Source organism: Rouxiella sp. WC2420, assembly GCF_041200025.1.
Lineage (GTDB): Bacteria > Pseudomonadota > Gammaproteobacteria > Enterobacterales > Enterobacteriaceae > Rouxiella.
In genome coordinates this window covers 2,296,879-2,316,281 of the sequence record NZ_CP165628.1, presented here as the reverse complement: position 1 = coordinate 2,316,281, position 19,403 = coordinate 2,296,879, and the positions used below count along the sequence as shown (strand labels likewise).

Sequence of the window (19,403 nt, the reverse complement as noted above, 5' to 3'; positions counted from 1 at the left end):
TGCCAACTCTTTCATTCAAAAGTTGTGACGCCGGGTTGCATCTTTTTTGCCTACTACCTTCAACAAAGTTACACCTAGTGCAACCAACGAATTGATTAAGCAATATCCATGCCGTTATTAAAATGTTAATTAGATCACTAATTTTAAAGTCGGCACATTTCCTGCATTCAACTAAGTTGCACAAAGTTGCAACATCGCAGATAGTATCGAAAATATAGAAGGTTCTACTGACTAATGGAGTTCTTGGGAATGGCAACAACAACGATGGGCGTGAAGCTCGATGAAGCAACACGTGACAGAATTAAAATCGCCGCACAAGGCATTGATCGCACGCCGCACTGGCTAATCAAACAGGCTATCTATTCCTATCTGGAGCAGTTGGAAACGGGGGCTGGTCTGGGTGAGATAGCCGCTAACAATGGCGCGGACAACGAAGACGCGGCGCTGCCATTAGTCGTAGAACATCAGCCATTTTTGGACTTTGCCGAGCATATCCATCCACAGTCAGTAAGTCGCGCAGCTATCACGGCGGCCTATCGCCGACCGGAGCCAGAATCTGTGGCCATGCTGCTGGAGCAGGCACGCCTTAGCGCCCCTGCCGACAGCGCTGCTCACAAGCTGGCCTACGACCTTGCCAACGCACTGAGGCACCAGAAAGGTGCAAATGGCCGCGCCGGAATGGTGCAAAGCCTGCTGCAAGAGTTCTCGCTTTCTTCACAAGAAGGTGTGGCGTTGATGTGCCTGGCGGAAGCGCTGTTGCGTATTCCTGACAAACCAACTCGCGACGCGTTAATCCGCGACAAAATCAGCAACGGTAACTGGCAGTCACATTTAGGCCGTAGCCCTTCTCTGTTTGTCAACGCTGCGACCTGGGGTCTGCTGTTTACCGGCCGTCTGGTATCGACCCACAATGAAGCCAAGCTCTCCAGCTCGTTGAGCCGTGTGATCGGTAAGGGCGGCGAACCGCTGATCCGCAAAGGCGTAGACATGGCAATGCGCCTGATGGGCGAGCAATTTGTAACCGGTGAGACTATCGCGCAGGCGCTGGCCAATGCCCGCAAGCACGAAGACAAAGGCTTCCGCTACTCCTACGACATGCTGGGCGAAGCGGCTTTGACTGAAAAAGATGCTCAGGCTTATCTGGTGTCTTATCAGCAGGCTATCCATGCCATTGGCAAGGCGTCCAACGGCCGTGGTATTTATGAAGGGCCGGGAATTTCAATCAAACTTTCCGCCCTGCACCCGCGCTATAGCCGCGCCCAGTACGACCGTGTGATGGAAGAACTTTACCCACGCCTGCTGTCACTCACCCTGCAAGCGCGCCAGTACGATATCGGGATCAATATTGATGCTGAAGAGGCCGATCGTCTGGAAATTTCCCTCGATCTGCTGGAAAAACTGTGTTTTGAGCCGGAACTGGCTGGTTGGAACGGGATTGGTTTCGTGATTCAGGCTTACCAAAAACGTTGCCCGATGGTGATCGACTATCTGACCGAGCTGGCACAGCGCAGCCGTCGCCGCCTGATGATCCGCCTGGTGAAAGGCGCTTACTGGGACAGCGAAATCAAACGCGCTCAGGTTGAAGGTCTGGAGGATTACCCGGTTTATACTCGCAAGGTCTATACCGACGTCTCTTATCTGGCCTGCGCCCGCAAACTGCTGGCGGTGCCGAACCTGATTTATCCGCAGTTTGCGACCCACAACGCCCACACTTTAGCGGCAATTTATCAGCTGGCCGGTAATAACTATTATCCAGGTCAGTATGAGTTCCAGTGCCTGCACGGCATGGGTGAACCTCTTTACGAACAAGTTGTTGGTAAAGTGGCTGAAGGCAAACTGAACCGCCCTTGCCGTATTTATGCGCCGGTGGGTACTCACGAGACATTGCTGGCGTATCTGGTGCGTCGTTTGTTGGAAAACGGTGCCAACACCTCCTTTGTTAACCGCATCGCCGACGCAACCCTGCCGCTGGACGAGTTGGTTGCCGACCCGGTTAAAGCAGTTGAACAACTGGCCGCCGAGGAGGGTCAGGTTGGGTTGCCGCATCCGCGAATCGCCCTGCCGCGCAATCTGTATGGCACCAAACGCGCCAACTCCGCCGGTATCGATATGTCTAACGAACATCGCCTGGCCTCTCTTTCCAGCGCACTGCTAATGACCGCCGCACAGCCGCTGCGTGCAGAGCCAATGCTGGGTGAAAAGCTGGCCGAAGCCGTTGAGGGTGTGTTCGAAAACGTGATAAACCCGGCCGAGCCTGCCGATATTGTCGGTCAGGTCCGTGAAACCAGCGAAGCTGAAATCAGCGTGGCTCTGGACTGCGCCACTCACGCCGGAGCTATCTGGTTTGCGACGCCTCCCGAAGAGCGTGCTGCAATCTTGCAACGTGCGGGCGAATTAATGGAATCGCAGATGCAAAACCTGCTTGGCGTGCTGGTACGCGAAGCCGGTAAGACCTTTAATAACGCCATCGCCGAAGTGCGCGAGGCGGTAGACTTCCTGCACTATTATGCCGGTCAAATTGAAACCGATTTCAGCAACGACAGTCATCGCCCGCTGGGGCCGGTGGTCTGTATTAGTCCATGGAACTTCCCGCTGGCCATTTTCACGGGTCAGATTGCTGCTGCACTGGCCGCAGGCAACAGCGTGCTGGCAAAACCTGCCGAGCAGACCCCATTAGTGGCTGCCGAAGCCGTTCGTATTCTGCTGGAAGCGGGCGTGCCTGCGGGCGTATTGCAGCTGTTGCCGGGTCGCGGTGAAACCGTGGGTGCGCGCTTGGTCAATGACGAGCGCGTACACGGCGTGCTGTTTACGGGTTCGACAGATGTCGCGGGTATCTTGCAGCGTAATATTGCCGGTCGCCTTGATGCGCAGGGTCGTCCTACGCCGCTGATTGCCGAAACCGGCGGTCTCAACGCGATGATCGTTGACTCATCGGCGCTGACTGAACAGGTGGTTACCGACGTGGTGGCCTCGGCGTTTGACAGCGCGGGCCAGCGTTGCTCGGCGCTGCGAGTGTTGTGCATACAAGACGACGTTGCAGAACATACGTTGCAGATGCTGCGCGGTGCAATGGCCGAGTGCCGCATGGGTAACCCGGAACGTCTGTCGACCGATATCGGTCCGGTTATCGATGCCGAAGCGAAAGCGAATATCGAGAACCATATCGAAGCACTGCGCGCCAAGGGTCGCAAGGTTTACCAGGCTGCTCGGCACAATGCCAATGACAGTAAAGAATGGTTGCGCGGCACCTTTATCAAACCCACGCTTATCGAGCTGGACAGCTTTGACGAGATGAAGAAAGAGATCTTTGGCCCGGTGCTGCACGTTGTGCGCTATAACCGCCAGAATCTTGACGCGTTAATCGATCAGATCAACGAAGCCGGTTACGGCCTGACACTGGGTATCCACACCCGTATCGACGAGACCATTCAACGCGTTACCTCGCGTGCCAAGGTCGGTAACCTGTACGTGAACCGTAACATGGTCGGTGCCGTGGTTGGCGTTCAGCCGTTTGGCGGTGAAGGCCTGTCAGGAACGGGGCCGAAAGCCGGAGGGCCACTGTATCTGTATCGCCTGCTGGCCAGTCGTCCGGATCAGGCAGTCAATGCCCTGCTTAATGGCAGCCATAATCCGCTGCCGTTGGATGCCAGCGTTCGTGAAGCTTTACTGACGCCACACAACGCACTGACCGAGTGGGCAATTAAAGAAGACCAGGATATTGCCGGAGTTTGTAAACAATACGCCGAATGGAGCCAGGGTGGCACGCTGCGTACCTTGCCTGGCCCAACGGGCGAGCGCAACACTTACGCCCTGCTGCCGCGTGAACGCGTATTGGCGCTGGCAGATAACGCGCATGACGCCTTGATTCAGCTGGCTGCGGCAACCTCTACTGGCTGTCGCGTGCTGTGGCCGGAATCAGCCGCCCAGCGAGAGCTGTTCAAGCGCTTGCCGAAAGCAGTACAGGAACGCATCGATTTTGCCGCCGACTGGCAGACCAGCGGTCTGGAATTTGACGCGGTGATTTATCACGGCGATGCCGACCAGCTGCGTGACCTGTGTCAGACGATGGCAAAACGCTCTGGCCCGATTGTTTCGGTGCAAGGTTTTGCCCGTGGCGAAACGGCTATTCTGCTCGAGCGTCTGCTTATCGAACGTTCATTAAGCGTTAATACCGCGGCTGCCGGAGGCAATGCCAGCCTGATGACTATCGGTTAATAATATTCTTAAGCCTATCGTCGATAACACGAGGGTTTACGCGCGGGTATTAATTAATTCGGGTTCTATCTTTTTGGGATAGAGCCCGTTTTTTTTAACATTAGTATGCTAGAAGTTTAACCCATACTCATTTTGTGGCAAAGGGCAAACAATGACGACCCTTATCAATATGTTGATACTGGGGCAAAAGGCTATCAAATCCATAGAGTAATTCAGGTATGACTTATCAACGCCCACGTATAGGGTAGTGATGCGAATTAATAAAAGGAGAATACCTATGAGCAGTCCTATTGATGATGCAGATAAACCTGCAAAACCCATTGTTGAAGCAGACAGAGAAGCAGATGTCGGGAAATGTCCCTTTCATGCGGGCAATAAGAATGAAACTGCAGGCGGCGGGACAAATAATCGAGACTGGTGGCCTAACCAGCTCAGAGTTGACCTGCTGAATCAACACTCCAATCGCTCTAACCCGTTGGGCGAAGATTTCGACTATCGTCATGAATTCTCAAAACTCGATTATCGCGCGCTCAAGTCCGACCTGAGAGCATTACTGACCGAGTCGCAGCCGTGGTGGCCTGCCGACTGGGGTAGTTACATTGGGCTTTTCATCCGTATGGCCTGGCACAGCGCAGGCACCTACCGTTCTGTAGATGGCCGGGGCGGCTCAGGCCGTGGTCAACAACGTTTCGCGCCATTGAACTCGTGGCCTGATAACGTCAGTCTCGATAAGGCGCGTCGTCTTTTATGGCCGGTAAAACAAAAATACGGTCAAAAAATTTCATGGGCCGACCTGTATATCCTCGCCGGTAACGTTGCTCTGGAAAACTCGGGTTTCCGCACCTTTGGCTTTGGTGCCGGGCGCGAGGACGTTTGGGAACCCGATCTTGACGTTAACTGGGGTGACGAAAAAACCTGGCTTGAGCACCGCCATCCGGAAGCGCTGGCAAAATCACCGCTGGGTGCTACGGAAATGGGGCTTATCTACGTCAACCCTGAAGGCCCTGAACACAGCGGCGATCCGCTCTCTGCTGCTCCGGCCATCCGTGCCACTTTCGGCAATATGGGCATGAACGATGAAGAGATCGTGGCCTTGATTGCCGGTGGTCATACGCTGGGTAAAACGCACGGTGCCGGTTCTGCCGATCACGTGGGCGATGACCCGGAAGCCGCGGGTATTGAATCTCAAGGTTTGGGTTGGGCAAGCAGCTATGCTTCCGGCGCGGGTGCCGATGCCATTACTTCCGGTCTGGAAGTCATCTGGTCACAAACGCCAACGCAGTGGAGCCACTATTTCTTTGAAAACCTGTTCAAATACGAGTGGGTTCAGACCCGCAGCCCGGCCGGTGCCATTCAGTTTGAAGCCGCCGATGCGGGAGATATCATCCCTGACCCGTTTGATCATACCAAAAAACGCAAACCTACCATGCTGGTTACCGATCTTACCCTGCGTTTCGACCCGGAGTTTGAGAAAATATCCCGTGGTTTCCTAAACGATCCGCAGTCATTTAATGAAGCCTTTGCCAGAGCCTGGTACAAGCTGACCCACAGAGATATGGGGCCAAAAGCGCGTTATATCGGGCCAGAAGTGCCAGGCGAAGATTTGATTTGGCAAGATCCACTGCCGCAGGCAATCCATAACCCGACAAGCGCAGACGCCGCCTATCTTAAAGAAAAGATTGCTGCTTCGGGACTCAGTGTCAGTGAACTGGTTTCTGTTGCGTGGGCCTCGGCTTCTACCTTCCGCGGTGGTGATAAACGTGGTGGTGCCAACGGTGCAAGACTGGCGCTGCTGCCGCAAAGAGAATGGGAAGTTAACGCTGTTGCCTCGCGCGTATTGCCAACTCTGGAAGCGATTCAGAAAGAATATAACAAGGCTTCTCTGGCCGATGTTATCGTTCTGGCAGGTATTGTTGGCGTTGAGCAAGCGGCTAAAGCTGCGGGTGTCGCCGTTGACGTACCATTCACGCCAGGCCGTGTGGATGCGCGTCAGGATCAGACAGATATCGACTCTTTTGAATGGCTACAGCCTAAAGCTGATGGTTTCCGTAACTATCGCGGCGTTGAAAGCACTACACCGACTGAAAATCTGCTGATCGACAAGGCGCAACAGCTCACTCTGACTGTGCCCGAGTTAACAGTTTTAGTGGGTGGATTAAGGGCGTTGGGGGCAAATTACGACGGCAGCCAGCACGGCGTGTTCACGGATAAAGTCGGCGAATTTACCACTGATTTCTTCTCTAACCTGCTGGATATGCGCAATGAGTGGAAAGCAACTGATGGCTCGGGTGAAATCTTCGAAGGCCGTGACCGTTCAAATGGATCGGTGAAATTCACTGCAACTCGCGCTGACCTGGTATTTGGCTCAAACGCAATATTACGCGCCAACGCCGAAGTTTATGCCAGCAGCGATGCCAAAGAGAAGTTTGTTAAAGACTTCGTGGCGGCATGGACCAAAGTGATGAATCTGGACAGGTTTGATATCTAAGCTGAATAAGTCTAAAACAGTTTCTTAAAGCTCAGGGAACTGGAAAATGACGGGTTCTTTCTACTGGAGAGAACCCGTTTTTATTTCACTTAAAACTGGCTTGCTGGGCAATTGAGGATGAAGCCTGTGCTAGCTGCAGGTTTACCTGTTTTCTTAATTCCAGCAGGAACTCTGCCTGACGCGGATACTGCTTGAAGGTGATGCGCATCCCCGCCAGGCTTGCAATCAGCGCCTCGACCTGGTCGCGGCTGGTTAGCGCCTCCAACAGCTGTAACGCACGTAAATCCTGCAGCGCCTCACGCAGTACCATTAGCCGCAAAGACTCGATCGGCTGGTAGTCCTGGCCGGGATAGACCACAAAAAGATCGCCAGAGGGGAAAGCTCCCTGCCCATCGGTAATGGCAAACGGGTCCAGATGCTCCCGCGAGTGGCCGCTGTTATAGAAATTAAATCCCCAATGCAGAAAGCCGGTAATCGAATACAGGTAGAGCTGCACGCCAATAATCCGGTTGCGGTAAGAAGGCAAGGCAAAGAAACGGTTAGAAACCTCGAGCTTCTGTACGCAGCAGTAATAGGTCCACAGACCGGGAACCTGATTTTCCAGAAACGGCTCCAGATGATCGCTGGCGGTGACAGGATTTTGCACCAGTCCCTGCTGATAAAACTCGTAATCCGACAAAGCGTCCAGCACTGGAAAACCTTCAATCAGCGGGCGGATAAGTTCACTGGCGCGGCGATAGGCATCAATATCCACCATTTTTGGCTCGTCCGAAACGTGGAACCAAGTCTGTTTTTCCAGCCCTTTATTTCGCAGCCAGGCACAAAGCTGTGGCAAGAATGCGTGCAAAAAATCTCGATATTCAGGACCGTGCGCATCCGTTTGCCAGCCGAACGCCTTTACCAGGTTCCCCTCTTTTTCAACCATGATTTTGGGTGCATGATTAGCGCCCCACTGAGTAAACAGGTGCGATATTTCAAAAGTACTGATGCCCTCTTGCAGGCACATTTCTACCCATTGCCCGAGCTTTGAAAAGTCAAAATGGTAACCACCTGCGGCACTTTGCGTGACGCCCACCAGCTGAACCGTGGTGCGTTCGCCGCCAATTGCAGTATCCAACGGCGGGGTGAAAACTGGCGTAAGAATCATATTCACGCCATTTTTGACCGCGCAACGCACAAAATTACCTACCGCACGCCACCACTGCTCGCTGAATACTTCAATGTGATAAACATCGGCCAGACAATCTGTATGTAGCCACTCAGTATGCAGCAAGCGCTGTGTCGGTAATGCCTGAGGTATTACCGTAATGTCAAGGCTCACTTCGCCGAGTAAACTTTCACTTTCGACATCATAAATTCGCAAAGTCAGAGAGGTATTTCCAGCGGGTAAACTTTCTTTTTCGGGGGACAATGTTAACCACAGGCTGCCGTAATAATTGCCGTTAACGAAAAAAGAATTATTGGGCAAAGGCATTAGCGGGTCTGGAAATAATCCTGGTTCGGTGGTCAGATAATCTATATCAGTGGTCTTATAGCAAGGGAAAAGACTGGGCACATGACGAACCTGACGCACTGAAAGACATTCTGATAATTGCCCTTCCAGCGCATAGCGTAATTGCCTGCGCGGTTCATCATCCATTCTATGCAAAAAATATACACATTGAAAGGAGAGGGTTTCATTGTTTAACAATGAAAGATGATTTATTGGTGCAAAGACAGGCAATGACCTCTGATGAAATATCTTTTCTAAACTATGAGTAAAAGACAATGACAGAACCATAATAGTCAGACTCGCAGTAGCGGCTAAAGAATATGAATATTTAGCCTGACACCTTTTTATTAAACACTCAAGGATTAAGACGCTAAATTAACAGGCGCGAGAATGAGATCAGATCTCATTGATAATCGAAGACGGCAATATCACAGGTGCTTAAGGCGACAAAATTTCTTTTTTTTTGTTTATTTGCATCACAAAAATGAAAGATTTATCAGGCTGCACAATAAAAGCTTTTTTATTCCCTATTGTAGTGCAGGGTTTCAGCCACCATAAGCCTGTAAATCTGCCCCTGAAACCCCTTGTTCTCTGGGGCTACTACGGAATCTATTATCGGTAAGTAACAAATAAATCTGCTTTCAACTTTCACTTTAACCCTTTCAGTCTTAACAACATCGAAAGGTGATCGCACTGATTTAGGGCAAAAGCAGCCATATTGACACACCGAAATTTAGAAGATAGAAAGAATGTACGTTACGTAAGTGTTTATTTTTCGAACGACTCAGGGGATATCAATGTCACGAACAAAATGCACTGCCTTCTTATTTGCTCCGACCTTTATTAGCCGAAGCCTGATTGCGTCAGCGTTATTATTACCTGCCCTATTTTCTTTATCTTCGCAGGCAGCGCAGCAGGTGACTTTACGCTATGCGGTATGGGATCGAAACCAATTATCAGCGGAGCAGCAGATTGCTAAAAACTTCGAAAAAGAAAATCCCGATATAAAAATTGATATTGAACTCACCCCTGCCGCGCAATACTTTGTAAAATTAGATGCCGCAGCCGCGGGAAATGTTGCACCGGATATATTCTGGATAAACATGCCTTATTTTATCCAGTATGCGAAAAACGGTTTATTAGAACCTTTAAACAGTGATATTGAGAAAAGCAAACTGGATATGAATAATATCGTCGCCAGTTCAGTTAAAGCTTATCAATATAACGGGCATCAGCTGGCAATTCCTCGTGATGTCGATTCAATAGCCGTATGGTATAACAAAAAACTCTTCGACCAAGCCAAGGTGAGTTACCCGACCAACGACTGGAATTGGGACCAGCTCAAAGCCAAAGCGACCCAGCTTAAAGCCGGTCTAAAAGGTGACGAGTTCCCTCTCGTGATGAATCTCAGCACCGACGGTCAGGAAAGTTATCTTAACTTGCTCTATCAGGCCGGTAATAACGTGGTGCCTACCGACGGTAAACCTACCGACATTGATAATGCCAAGTCAATCTGGGTCTATCAGCAGCTGCAGGAAATGATGAAATCTGGCCTGCTGCCAACGGCTCAACAGATGAGTGAAGTGAATATCGAAAATGTCTTCCAGTCCAATCGCGCGGCAATGGCCTACGCCGGTTCATGGCTCGCCGCGCCATTTGCCAACAATCCACTGATCAACGACCACATTGGCGTGGTGATTATGCCGAAGATTGATCGCCAGTCAGGTGTTGCCCACAGCCTCGGTTTTGCAATCTCTGCCAAGAGTGCGCACAAGGCCGAAGCCTGGCGCTATATCCAGTTTATGAGCTCGGTGCCATCCCAGGAAATTCTTGCCAAGGCAGTGATACCCGCCAATAAAACTGCCGCCAAAGCCTGGGCCGCCAACATCAAGAATGTAGATGTCACGCCTTATATCGATACGCTCAATTTCACCAAGGCCTACCCTACGGCCGGAACCAACACGCCTAAATGGCAGAATATTTGGACGGCCAGTTTAAAACGCATCTTTATGGGGGCCGATGCCAAGCAGGAAATGGATAAATCAGTCAAGAAAATTACCCGCGTGATGAATGAGTAGTGATGACTGAGTAGTAATGACTGACCCGCTATAAATGCAGTTTTGAATGAAAAATCTGTAGCTGTATCGCCAAAATCTCCTCTCCAGCCTGAACAGGCTATCTGGCTGGAGAAGATCTTTGCACACGAACCTGAGGTATTCACCATGTCGCTTGCAGAATCAGTTTCCGTTACGGTAGAACGGCAAAAGCCCGTTAGCGCCAATGTTAACGCTGTCTCCACCGGCAGTTCCCGCAAAACGCTGACTCGTCTGGAGCGCGCCGAACGATTCTGGGGATGGCTGATGGTGCTGCCATTGCTGATTGGGCTGCTGGTGTTTTACTTCATTCCATTTCTACAAAATATCTTTTACAGCTTTACCGACCTCGACCAGTTCATGCACTGGACCACCTTTAATCTAGATAATTATCGTGACCTGATTAGCGATGATGACTTTTATTCGGCCATTTTCAATACGCTGTTCTATGTGCTGATTTGCGTGCCGATCAGTCTGACACTTTCACTACTGCTGGCCATAGGTCTTAATCAGAATATTCGCGGCAAGGCGGTATTTCGCACCCTGCTGTTTTTACCCGCCGTCACCATGCCCGCCGCAGTGGCCATGGTCTGGCAGTGGTTGTTTAACAAAGACTTTGGCCTGATCAATTATCTTTTGCACTTCTTTCACGTATCGCCAATTGGCTGGTTATCTGACCCTGACGTGGTGCGCATCAGCGTATCGGTGATTATCATCTGGTCATCTCTGGCGCTAAAAATCATCATTTTGCTCGCTGGCCTGCAAAATATTCCGAAATCCATTTACGAAGCCGCCGATATTGACGGTATCAGCACCCTGCGCCGTTTTTTCAGCCTGACGTTGCCAATGATGGTGCCGACACTGTTCTTTGTATCCGTCATGAGTTTTATCGAAGTGCTGCAAATCTTTGACGTCATTTTCCTGATGTTCGACCGCTCGATGGTCGAAAGCGACACCATGACCATTACTTATCTTTTCTATAAAAACGCCTTTTATTTGCAGGAAAAAGGCTATGCCTCCGCCATCACCGTGGTGCTGTTTGTGGTCACCATGTTGATAACTCTTGTCCAGATGGCCATTGGCAAACGCCTGAAAGTGGCGTAAAGGAGCCTCCCGTGACGATATTCTCATCCACATCTCAGGACTTGCCGGGCATCTCGCAGGCGGCAAAAAAAATTGATACTCAGAAAATTGCGGTGTACGCCTTTATGGTGCTCGCCAGCTTCGCCTCAGTGATGCCGTTTATCTGGATGCTGATTACTTCACTGAAAACTCAGGCCGAAAGCATTCAGATCCCACTTCAAATGCTGCCGGCGCATCCTGATTTTTCAGCCTATTCGCGCATTTTGCATGAAATCCCTTTTATGCAGTTTTATCTGAACTCGATCCTGTCGACATTTTTTACCGTCACACTGCAAATGATAGTGGCAACAATGGCGGCCTACAGTTTTGCCCGTTTGCATTTTCGCGGACGCAATGTGGTTTTCATCCTGTGTATCTCGATTCTGATGGTGCCGGGGCAAGCGTTTTTGATTCCACAGTTTTTAGTCATCGAGAAACTGGGGCTGATTAACACCCTCACCGGCATGATCCTGCCGGGAATTTTCAGCATTTACGCCACTTTCCTGCTGCGTCAATTTTTCATGGCCGTGCCAAAAGAGATGGAAGAGGCCGCGTTGATGGACGGATACAGTCATTTCGCTATTTTCTGGCGCATCATGCTGCCGCTGGTCCGCCCTGGCATTATCGCCTGCGTCATTATTAACGGCCTGTGGAGCTGGAACAACCTGATGTGGCCGCTGATCGTCAACACCAGCAATGACAAGCTCACGCTGCCGGTAGGTCTGGCTTCGCTTTCAAGCCGTGCGGGAGTGGAATACCCGATGCTGATGGCCGGTGCGCTGATGGCGATTATTCCGATGCTGATGCTGTTTATTCTGTTTCAGCGCTACTTCATTCAGGGCATCGCCAGTTCAGGCGTAAAAGGCTGACCCTGTGTTTCACACCCGGATTAAGGAACTTAGTATGAGCGGAATCCAACTGCACAGCGTCGAGAAAGTCTACCCCAACGGATTCAAGGCGCTGCACGGCATTGATCTTGAGATTCGTGATGGTGAATTCATGGTGTTTGTCGGGCCGTCCGGCTGCGCTAAATCCACCTTGCTGCGCATGATTGCCGGGCTGGAAAGCGTCAGTGAAGGGCAAATTGTTATCCACAATGAGTGCGTGAATGACACCATGCCGAGGGACCGAGGCATCGCGATGGTATTTCAAAACTACGCGCTTTATCCGCACATGACAGTCTACAAAAATATGGCTTTCAGCCTGATAGGCAAAGAAAGCAAGCAGGAAATTGACCGCCGCGTGCGCGAAGCGGCTGAAAAGCTTGAAATAACTAATTTATTGCAACGTAAACCCGGCCAGCTTTCTGGCGGTCAGTGCCAGCGCGTCGCCGTGGGTCGGGCAATTGTTCGCAAACCTAAAGTGTTCCTGTTTGACGAGCCGCTTTCCAACCTTGATGCCAAGCTGCGCGTTTCGATGCGCGTGCAGTTGATCAACCTGCACAACCAACTCAAGCAGGAAGGCGTCGGGGCCACCATGATTTACGTCACCCACGATCAGGTTGAAGCAATGACCATGGGCGACCGTATTTGCGTGCTCAACCGTGGACAGATTATGCAGGTTGATAAACCGGTCAATCTGTATCACTCACCGGCTAACCGTTTTGTCGCCGAATTTATCGGCAGCCCGTCAATGAACCTGCACGACTTGCCCATCAGTCGCCAGGGCTCAATGACCGGCCTGCGGCTTGGCGAACACACAATACTGAATTTGCCGCCGCTGCTCCAAGACCTGCTAAACGGCTATCACGCCAATGAAGTCTGTCTGGGTATCCGCCCTGAATACTTGCGCCTGGTCGATGCAAGCCATCAAAACGCTATTGCAGCCACCATCGTCACCGTTGAGCGGATGGGCAATGAAGAGTTATTACACTGCGACATTGGCAGCTACCGTTTTATTACCCGTGTTGCCACCCGCCACGATTGGGACCCGCTGCTGGGTGAAAAAATCTGGCTCGACTTTGACCTTGGCCGTGCGCATCTGTTCGACAAAGAAACCGGGCTAAATCTAAAACAACATCACTAAAACGCCTGCCCTTTTTGAATGCCTGCAATGTGGAGAACCGCTATGTCGTTTACCTCTGTACCTGCGTCATCGTGCGCAAAACCCGTTAGCGTGTTGGTCGTCGGTGCCGGTGCGCGCGGAGAGATCTACTCCCGCTATGCTCTCGCCCATCCGCAATTAATGCGCGTGGTGGCGGTGGCCGAGCCGCGCGATGCTTACCGTCAACAGTTTGTCGAACAACATGGCATTGCGCCGGAAGGAATATTTAAGGACTGGCGCGACGCCGCCGCGGCCAGCAAAATGGCCGACGCCGTGCTGATTTGCACCCAGGACAGTATGCACCTTGAACCGGCGCTGGCTTTCGCTGCGCAGGGCTACCACATGCTGCTGGAGAAACCGCTGTCGCCAGACAGCCAGGAGTGCAAAGAGATTATTGCGGCGGTTCAGCGCGCCGGCGTTATTTTCTCGGTCGGACACGTTTTGCGCTATACCCGCTATACCCAAAAACTTAAACAGCTGCTGCGCGATAACGTGATTGGTGATGTCGTCAGCATGCAGCATCTTGAACCCGTAGGGTATTGGCATCAGGCGCACTCCTTCGTGCGCGGCAACTGGCGCAATGACCAGCAGTCGGCTTCAATGCTGTTACAGAAGTCCTGCCATGATATTGACTGGATCCGCTACATCATGGATACGCCCTGCGAGCAGGTGAGTTCATTTGGCGGCCTGCGGCATTTTCGCGCCGAAAACCAACCGGCTGGCGCAGCCGATAATTGCCTCGACTGTGGCGTTGAGTCCCAATGCCCCTATTCTGCCAAAAAAATCTATCTTGGCGACCAGCACAAATCTACCCAGGGCTTTCTGCGCGTACTGACCCCGGAAGTCAGCCAGGAGAATTTGCTCACTGCTCTGCGCAATGGTCAATATGGCCGCTGCGTTTATCGCTGTGACAATAATGTGGTCGATCATCAAGTCGTCAACATTCAGTTTAGCGGTGGCAAAACCGCCTCATTTACCATGACGGCCTTTACCCGCCATGAAGACCGCAAGACCCAACTGTTTGGCAGTCACGGTACGCTTGAAGGCGACGGGCGTTTTATTCGCATCACCTCATTTATCGACGACAGTGAAACAATCTATGACGTCGATGACCTGAAAACGGTCGATCCTGCCCAAAGTAGCACCATGAGCGGCCACGGCGGCGGCGATTACTACCTGATGGCGCACTTTATCGACGCCATACGGCGTAACGATGCCAGCCAAATCCTCTCTGGCCCTAAAGAAACGCTGGAAAGTCATTTAATGGTATTCGCGGCCGAGCGTGCCCGTCGCGAAGGCGCAGTCATTGCCGTTCACTCGGCGTAATACCCGTCTGAGAGAGATAAATCATGCGCTACGGATTTGATATTGGCGGTACAAAAATTGAGATGGCGGCCTATGACGACGGGCTTAATCAGGTTTTATGCCAACGGGTCAACACCCCTACCGCTGACTACCAGCAGTTTCTTGGCTGCGTAAAAAAGCTGGTGACGCAGGCAGATTTGAGCCTGCACACCCGCGGCAGCATTGGCATCGGTCTGCCCGGTGTAACTGACCCGGTCAGCCATAAGCAGCTGTCGGTGAATGTGCCCTGCCTGTCGGGACACTGCCTCGAAGACGATCTGGTGCATACGCTTGACCGGCCGGTTGCCATTGAAAACGACTGTCGCTGCTTTGCCCTTTCCGAAGCCAGCACCGAACAAACCCGTTCGCATGACATCGTTTTTGGCGTGATCCTTGGCACCGGTGCGGGCGGCGGGCTGGTGTTAAACAGACATTTACACAAGGGCAAGAACGGACTGGCGGGGGAATGGGGACACATGCCGATTTCAGCCCAGTTGGTGCAACGTTATGATCTGCCGTTGTTTAGCTGTAGCTGCGGGCTGACCGGTTGTTTCGAACGCTATGTTTCTGGCCGTGGGTTGATGGCACTGAGTCAGCATTTCAATCATCAGGCCACCAGCGTGCCTGACCTGTTACTCCACTACCGGCAGGGTTGCCCGCTGGCACAAAACCTGATGCAAATTTATATCGATATTCTCGCCAGTGCTTTGGCCGGTTTGCAACTGATGCTGGACGTCGATGCCTTCGTGTTTGGCGGCGGCTTATCAAATATGCCAGAGCTGTATCAACTATTGCCTCAGGCCATGCGCCGATGGCTTTTTGCACACAGCCAGCCGGCGGCTATTTTATCGCCAGTGTTTGGCGACAGCAGCGGCGTTCGCGGTGCGGCCTTGCTCCAGCATTGACACCCCCTTTCCGGCAAGGTCTCGCCAAGGTTAAAGGTCACAAAAAAATTCGTCGCAAAATATGAAAGATAAAAAGCCAGAGGTTATTTGCCGCCTTTCATTGTTGAAAGAAAGCCCGATAGCAGAAGCCAAAAGAATGGCTGATAAATAACAACTTTGAAGATTCAGACGCTTTCCATCGACCTTTCGGTTTAACGCGAATCGAAAGAAGAGATTAAATTAAATGCATGATATTAAAGGTTTTATTTAAAAAATAACGTTGATTTTCGATGTTCCGTTTGCTGTAATCAAGGCGAAACACCGAAAGCAGCCAGGTAAATACCAGCGGAATGCACCCGCTGCCTCGGGAGAGTAAACGCCAATGATTAATACGCTTAAACGTCGAGAATTAATTATCGACCAGCTTTGTCGTGAAGGTTCTGTGCGGGTTGAAGATCTCAGCGGGCAATACGACGTTTCGAGCGTGACTATTCGTAACGATTTGCGTTATCTGGAAAAAAGCGGCTGTGCGGTACGCGCTTACGGTGGTGCCAAACTTAACAAACAGTTCGTATTTGACCGTCCGCTACAGGACAAAGGCCGTATCAATCGCGATGTTAAATACACCATAGCCTGTACGGCAGCGGCCCTGGTTAACGACGGTGACTCGATCATTCTGGATTCGGGTTCCACCATCAGCCAGATGGTGCCGCAGCTGCAAGGCAAACAGGAACTGGTGGTCATGACCAATGCTTTAAATATTGCGTTTGAGCTGGCCAGCAATGAACAGGTGGATTTGATGGTGATTGGCGGCAGCGTCAGGCGTAAATCCTGGTCTCTCTATGGCCCCTCGGCGGAACAGCACATCCGTCAGTATCGTTTCGACAAACTGTTTTTAGGCGTTGATGGATTTGATTTGGTCAGCGGTATTACCACCCCGAATCCGGGAGAAGCCCAGTTAAACCGCGCAATGTGTGATGTCGCGCGTGAAGTGATTGCCGTGGCCGATGCCAGTAAGTTTGGGCGTACCAGCTTTTGCATGATTAGGGAAATTGGCCAGATCCACAAATTGGTCACCGACAGCGGAATTCCTCATCAATATCGCCGGTCATTAGAGGATTTCGGGGTCGAGGTCATTATCGCCGACCGATAAACGTATCAAGCCAGGCGCATCTGAACATGCTGTCTCTTGAATAACCTGCTAAGGAGTTTTCATGCAACAACTACTTTCGCTGATCCAACGCCATAAGTCCGGTGAACCGGTGGGCGTATTTTCTGTCTGCTCGGCGCATCCCTGGGTCATTGAGGCCGCGCTTCGTCAGGCAATTCAGCGGGATACCTCGGTGTTGATTGAGGCGACATCCAATCAGGTTAATCAGTTTGGCGGTTATACCGGCATGCAGCCCCATGAGTTTCGCGACAAGGTCTGGCAGCAGGCAGATGCGCTGGGCTTACCACGGGAACGGGTGTGGTTAGGAGGCGATCACCTCGGCCCCAATGCCTGGCAGGATAAAACCGCCGAGCAGGCCATGATACTGGCAGAAACGCTGATTGCCGATTATGTCGCCGCGGGTTTTCGTAAAATCCATCTCGATTGTTCCATGTCCTGTGCCGATGACCCTTCGCCACTCGGCGACGAAGAAGTGGCAAAACGCGCGGCCCGTCTGTGTGCCATCGCCGAGAAAAGCTGGCAACAGCACGGCGGTGAGGCTCCGGTGTATGTCATTGGTACTGAGGTTCCGGTGCCAGGCGGCGCACAGGGCGAGCTGGAAGAAGGCATGCACGTGACGACACAAGATGCCGTAGAAACCACGTTGGGCGTGCATCGCAGCGCCTGGATGGCGCAGGGGCTGGCGGCAGTCTGGCCAAGAGTGATCGCCGTAGTTGTTCAGCCGGGCGTCGAGTTTGACAATCACTGCGTCGAGCATTATCAGCCCGAACGCGCGCAACAGCTGACCCGCTTTATCGAAAACTGGCCCACGCTGGTCTATGAAGCACACTCAACCGATTATCAGCCTCCGCTGGCCTATCGTCAGTTGGTTCGTGACCATTTTGCCATCTTAAAAGTGGGACCTGCATTGACCTTCGCCCTGCGTGAAGCGCTTTTTGCCCTCGACTTCATCGAGCGCGAATGGCTGGGAGAGCATCAGGCTTCGCATCTGTGTTCGACGCTGGAACAGGTAATGTGCGAACGCCCCGAGCAATGGCGTCGCTATTATCCCGGCAAGCCACATCAGCAACATCTGCATCGTCAGTACAGCCTCAGTGACCGGGTGCGCTATTACTGGCCGCTGCCAGAGGTGGCGGCGACGGTCGAACGCATGCTTGATAATCTGCGCCAAAATCCAGTGCCTCTGGCGCTGCTCAGTCAATTCTTGCCTGAACAGGCGCGCGCGATTAATGCCGGCACACTTTCTTCCGATCCACAGGATTGGGTTATACACAAAATCAGTGAAGTGCTGACGGACTATGCCGATGCCTGCCAGCCCGCTGCCAAGGAGCATGTATCATGAGCCACTACTTTTCCTATAGCACCGACTGGCTGGAACAGCACAACGCCCTGCACACCGCGCGCGAGATTTGGCAACAGCCTGACTTGTGGCGGCAGTTGCATCAGCAGTTAACTGACACCAGCGCACAGTGGCAACCGTTTCTACAACCGCTGCTGGACAACCCGCGCCTGCAAATTGTGCTTTGCGGTGCAGGCAGCTCGGCATTCGCCGGTCGTGCACTGGCTCCGTGGCTGCGCCAGCAAACCGGCCGTGACGTAGTCGCTTATGGCACGACCGATATTGTCGCCAATCCGCACCAGTATCTTGACCGTTCGCGCCCTACTTTGCTGGTGTCGTTCGCCCGCTCCGGTAATAGCCCTGAAAGCGTAGCCAGCGTTGCCTTGGCCGATCAGCTCTTACCCGAATGCTATCACCTGATGCTGGTCTGCAACCCTGACAGCCAATTGGCGAACTATGCGGCAGGACGCGACAACGTGCTCGCGCTGGTGATGCCTCAAGGGTCCAACGATCAAAGCTTTGCCATGACCTCAAGCTTTAGCTGCATGATGCTTTCCGCCGCACTGCTGCTGGGCCCGCAATCACTGGCAGCAGCCTATCCCCAGCTTAATCGTATGGTCGAGCGCTGCATCCAGCTGCGTGAAAGCCTGCAAACTCAGGTCAAGTCGCTGGCGAGCAGTGGTTTTACCCGTTATATCACTCTCGGAGGTAGCTGCTTTACCGGTCTGGCCGAAGAGGCTTCGCTAAAAATGCTTGAGCTTACCGCCGGGCGCATCGTTACGCGATTCGACTCTCCGCTGGGACTGCGCCACGGGCCGAAATTTATGGTCGACAACCAGACTTTGGTACTGCTGATGTTCTCTGGCGACAGTTACGCGCGGCAATACGATGCAGACCTGTGGCATGAACTTAAACGCGACGGGCTGGTGCAAAAAATGGTCGGTCTGAGTGGCGAACCCAATGATTTCAATGAAGTGCAGACCGTGCACGATGACCACGATGACGTGTGGATGATGTTCCCCTATTTGCTTTTTTCACAGATGCTGGCAATGGAGACCTCGCTGGCCCACGGCCTGACACCGGACAATCCTTGCCCCACCGGAGAGGTTAATCGCGTCGTAAAAGGGGTAACTATTTATCATTATTGCAAACCTGTTGCCTCAGCTAATGCCTCTGCGCTCTAGCTGGCGTTGGACTTTATTATTTTGCCGA

General features: G+C 52.1%; 12 protein-coding genes. 11 read left to right on the top strand and 1 reads right to left on the bottom strand.

The genetic code is table 11. The features are described from left to right. Positions 1 to 249: 249 nt before the first annotated feature. The gene (putA, locus tag AB3G37_RS10685) at positions 250 to 4,215 is read left to right on the top strand and encodes a trifunctional transcriptional regulator/proline dehydrogenase/L-glutamate gamma-semialdehyde dehydrogenase (protein ID WP_369790664.1); all 3,966 of its coding nucleotides are present in this window, start codon (positions 250 to 252) and stop codon (positions 4,213 to 4,215) included. 277 nt (positions 4,216 to 4,492) lie between these two features. Further along, positions 4,493 to 6,703, top strand: coding sequence for a catalase/peroxidase HPI (katG, locus tag AB3G37_RS10680; protein ID WP_369790663.1), 2,211 nt, complete (start codon positions 4,493 to 4,495; stop codon positions 6,701 to 6,703). Between the two features lie 85 nt (positions 6,704 to 6,788). Here the strand turns inward: katG and AB3G37_RS10675 are convergent, their stop codons facing one another. Beyond that, complete coding sequence (locus AB3G37_RS10675) at positions 6,789 to 8,342, bottom strand: DUF4091 domain-containing protein (protein WP_369790662.1); 1,554 nt, start codon at positions 8,340 to 8,342, stop codon at positions 6,789 to 6,791. Between the two features lie 650 nt (positions 8,343 to 8,992). On the opposite strand from AB3G37_RS10675, the gene AB3G37_RS10670 reads away from it, so the two are divergent. The 9 genes from AB3G37_RS10670 to AB3G37_RS10630 all read left to right on the top strand — a co-directional run bounded on the left by AB3G37_RS10670 (position 8,993) and on the right by AB3G37_RS10630 (position 19,375). Further along, on the top strand, positions 8,993 to 10,273 hold the full coding sequence (locus tag AB3G37_RS10670) for a sugar ABC transporter substrate-binding protein (protein ID WP_369790661.1): 1,281 nt from the start codon (positions 8,993 to 8,995) through the stop codon (positions 10,271 to 10,273). Positions 10,274 to 10,417: 144 nt separating this feature from the next. Further along, positions 10,418 to 11,392 (top strand): carbohydrate ABC transporter permease, encoded by a 975-nt coding sequence (locus AB3G37_RS10665; protein ID WP_009636271.1) that lies wholly within the window; start codon positions 10,418 to 10,420, stop codon positions 11,390 to 11,392. A 104-nt stretch (positions 11,393 to 11,496) separates the two neighbouring features. Next, positions 11,497 to 12,279 carry a carbohydrate ABC transporter permease gene (locus AB3G37_RS10660; protein WP_369790934.1) on the top strand — a complete coding sequence of 261 codons (783 nt, stop codon included), beginning with the start codon at positions 11,497 to 11,499 and terminating at the stop codon, positions 12,277 to 12,279. 34 nt (positions 12,280 to 12,313) lie between these two features. Next, the gene (locus AB3G37_RS10655; protein WP_369790660.1) at positions 12,314 to 13,435 is read left to right on the top strand and encodes an ABC transporter ATP-binding protein; all 1,122 of its coding nucleotides are present in this window, start codon (positions 12,314 to 12,316) and stop codon (positions 13,433 to 13,435) included. A 42-nt stretch (positions 13,436 to 13,477) separates the two neighbouring features. Beyond that, positions 13,478 to 14,779, top strand: a complete 1,302-nt coding sequence (locus tag AB3G37_RS10650) for a Gfo/Idh/MocA family protein (RefSeq protein ID WP_369790659.1) — start codon at positions 13,478 to 13,480, stop codon at positions 14,777 to 14,779. Between the two features lie 23 nt (positions 14,780 to 14,802). Further along, the gene (locus AB3G37_RS10645; RefSeq protein ID WP_369790658.1) at positions 14,803 to 15,702 is read left to right on the top strand and encodes an ROK family protein; all 900 of its coding nucleotides are present in this window, start codon (positions 14,803 to 14,805) and stop codon (positions 15,700 to 15,702) included. A 361-nt stretch (positions 15,703 to 16,063) separates the two neighbouring features. Then, positions 16,064 to 16,834 (top strand): transcriptional repressor AgaR, encoded by a 771-nt coding sequence (gene agaR, locus AB3G37_RS10640; RefSeq protein WP_369790657.1) that lies wholly within the window; start codon positions 16,064 to 16,066, stop codon positions 16,832 to 16,834. A 61-nt stretch (positions 16,835 to 16,895) separates the two neighbouring features. Then, on the top strand, positions 16,896 to 18,194 hold the full coding sequence (locus AB3G37_RS10635; protein ID WP_369790656.1) for a D-tagatose-bisphosphate aldolase, class II, non-catalytic subunit: 1,299 nt from the start codon (positions 16,896 to 16,898) through the stop codon (positions 18,192 to 18,194). Then, complete coding sequence (locus tag AB3G37_RS10630) at positions 18,191 to 19,375, top strand: SIS domain-containing protein (RefSeq protein ID WP_369790655.1); 1,185 nt, start codon at positions 18,191 to 18,193, stop codon at positions 19,373 to 19,375. Before AB3G37_RS10635 ends, AB3G37_RS10630 begins: the two co-directional genes overlap by 4 nt. Positions 19,376 to 19,403: the final 28 nt, after the last annotated feature.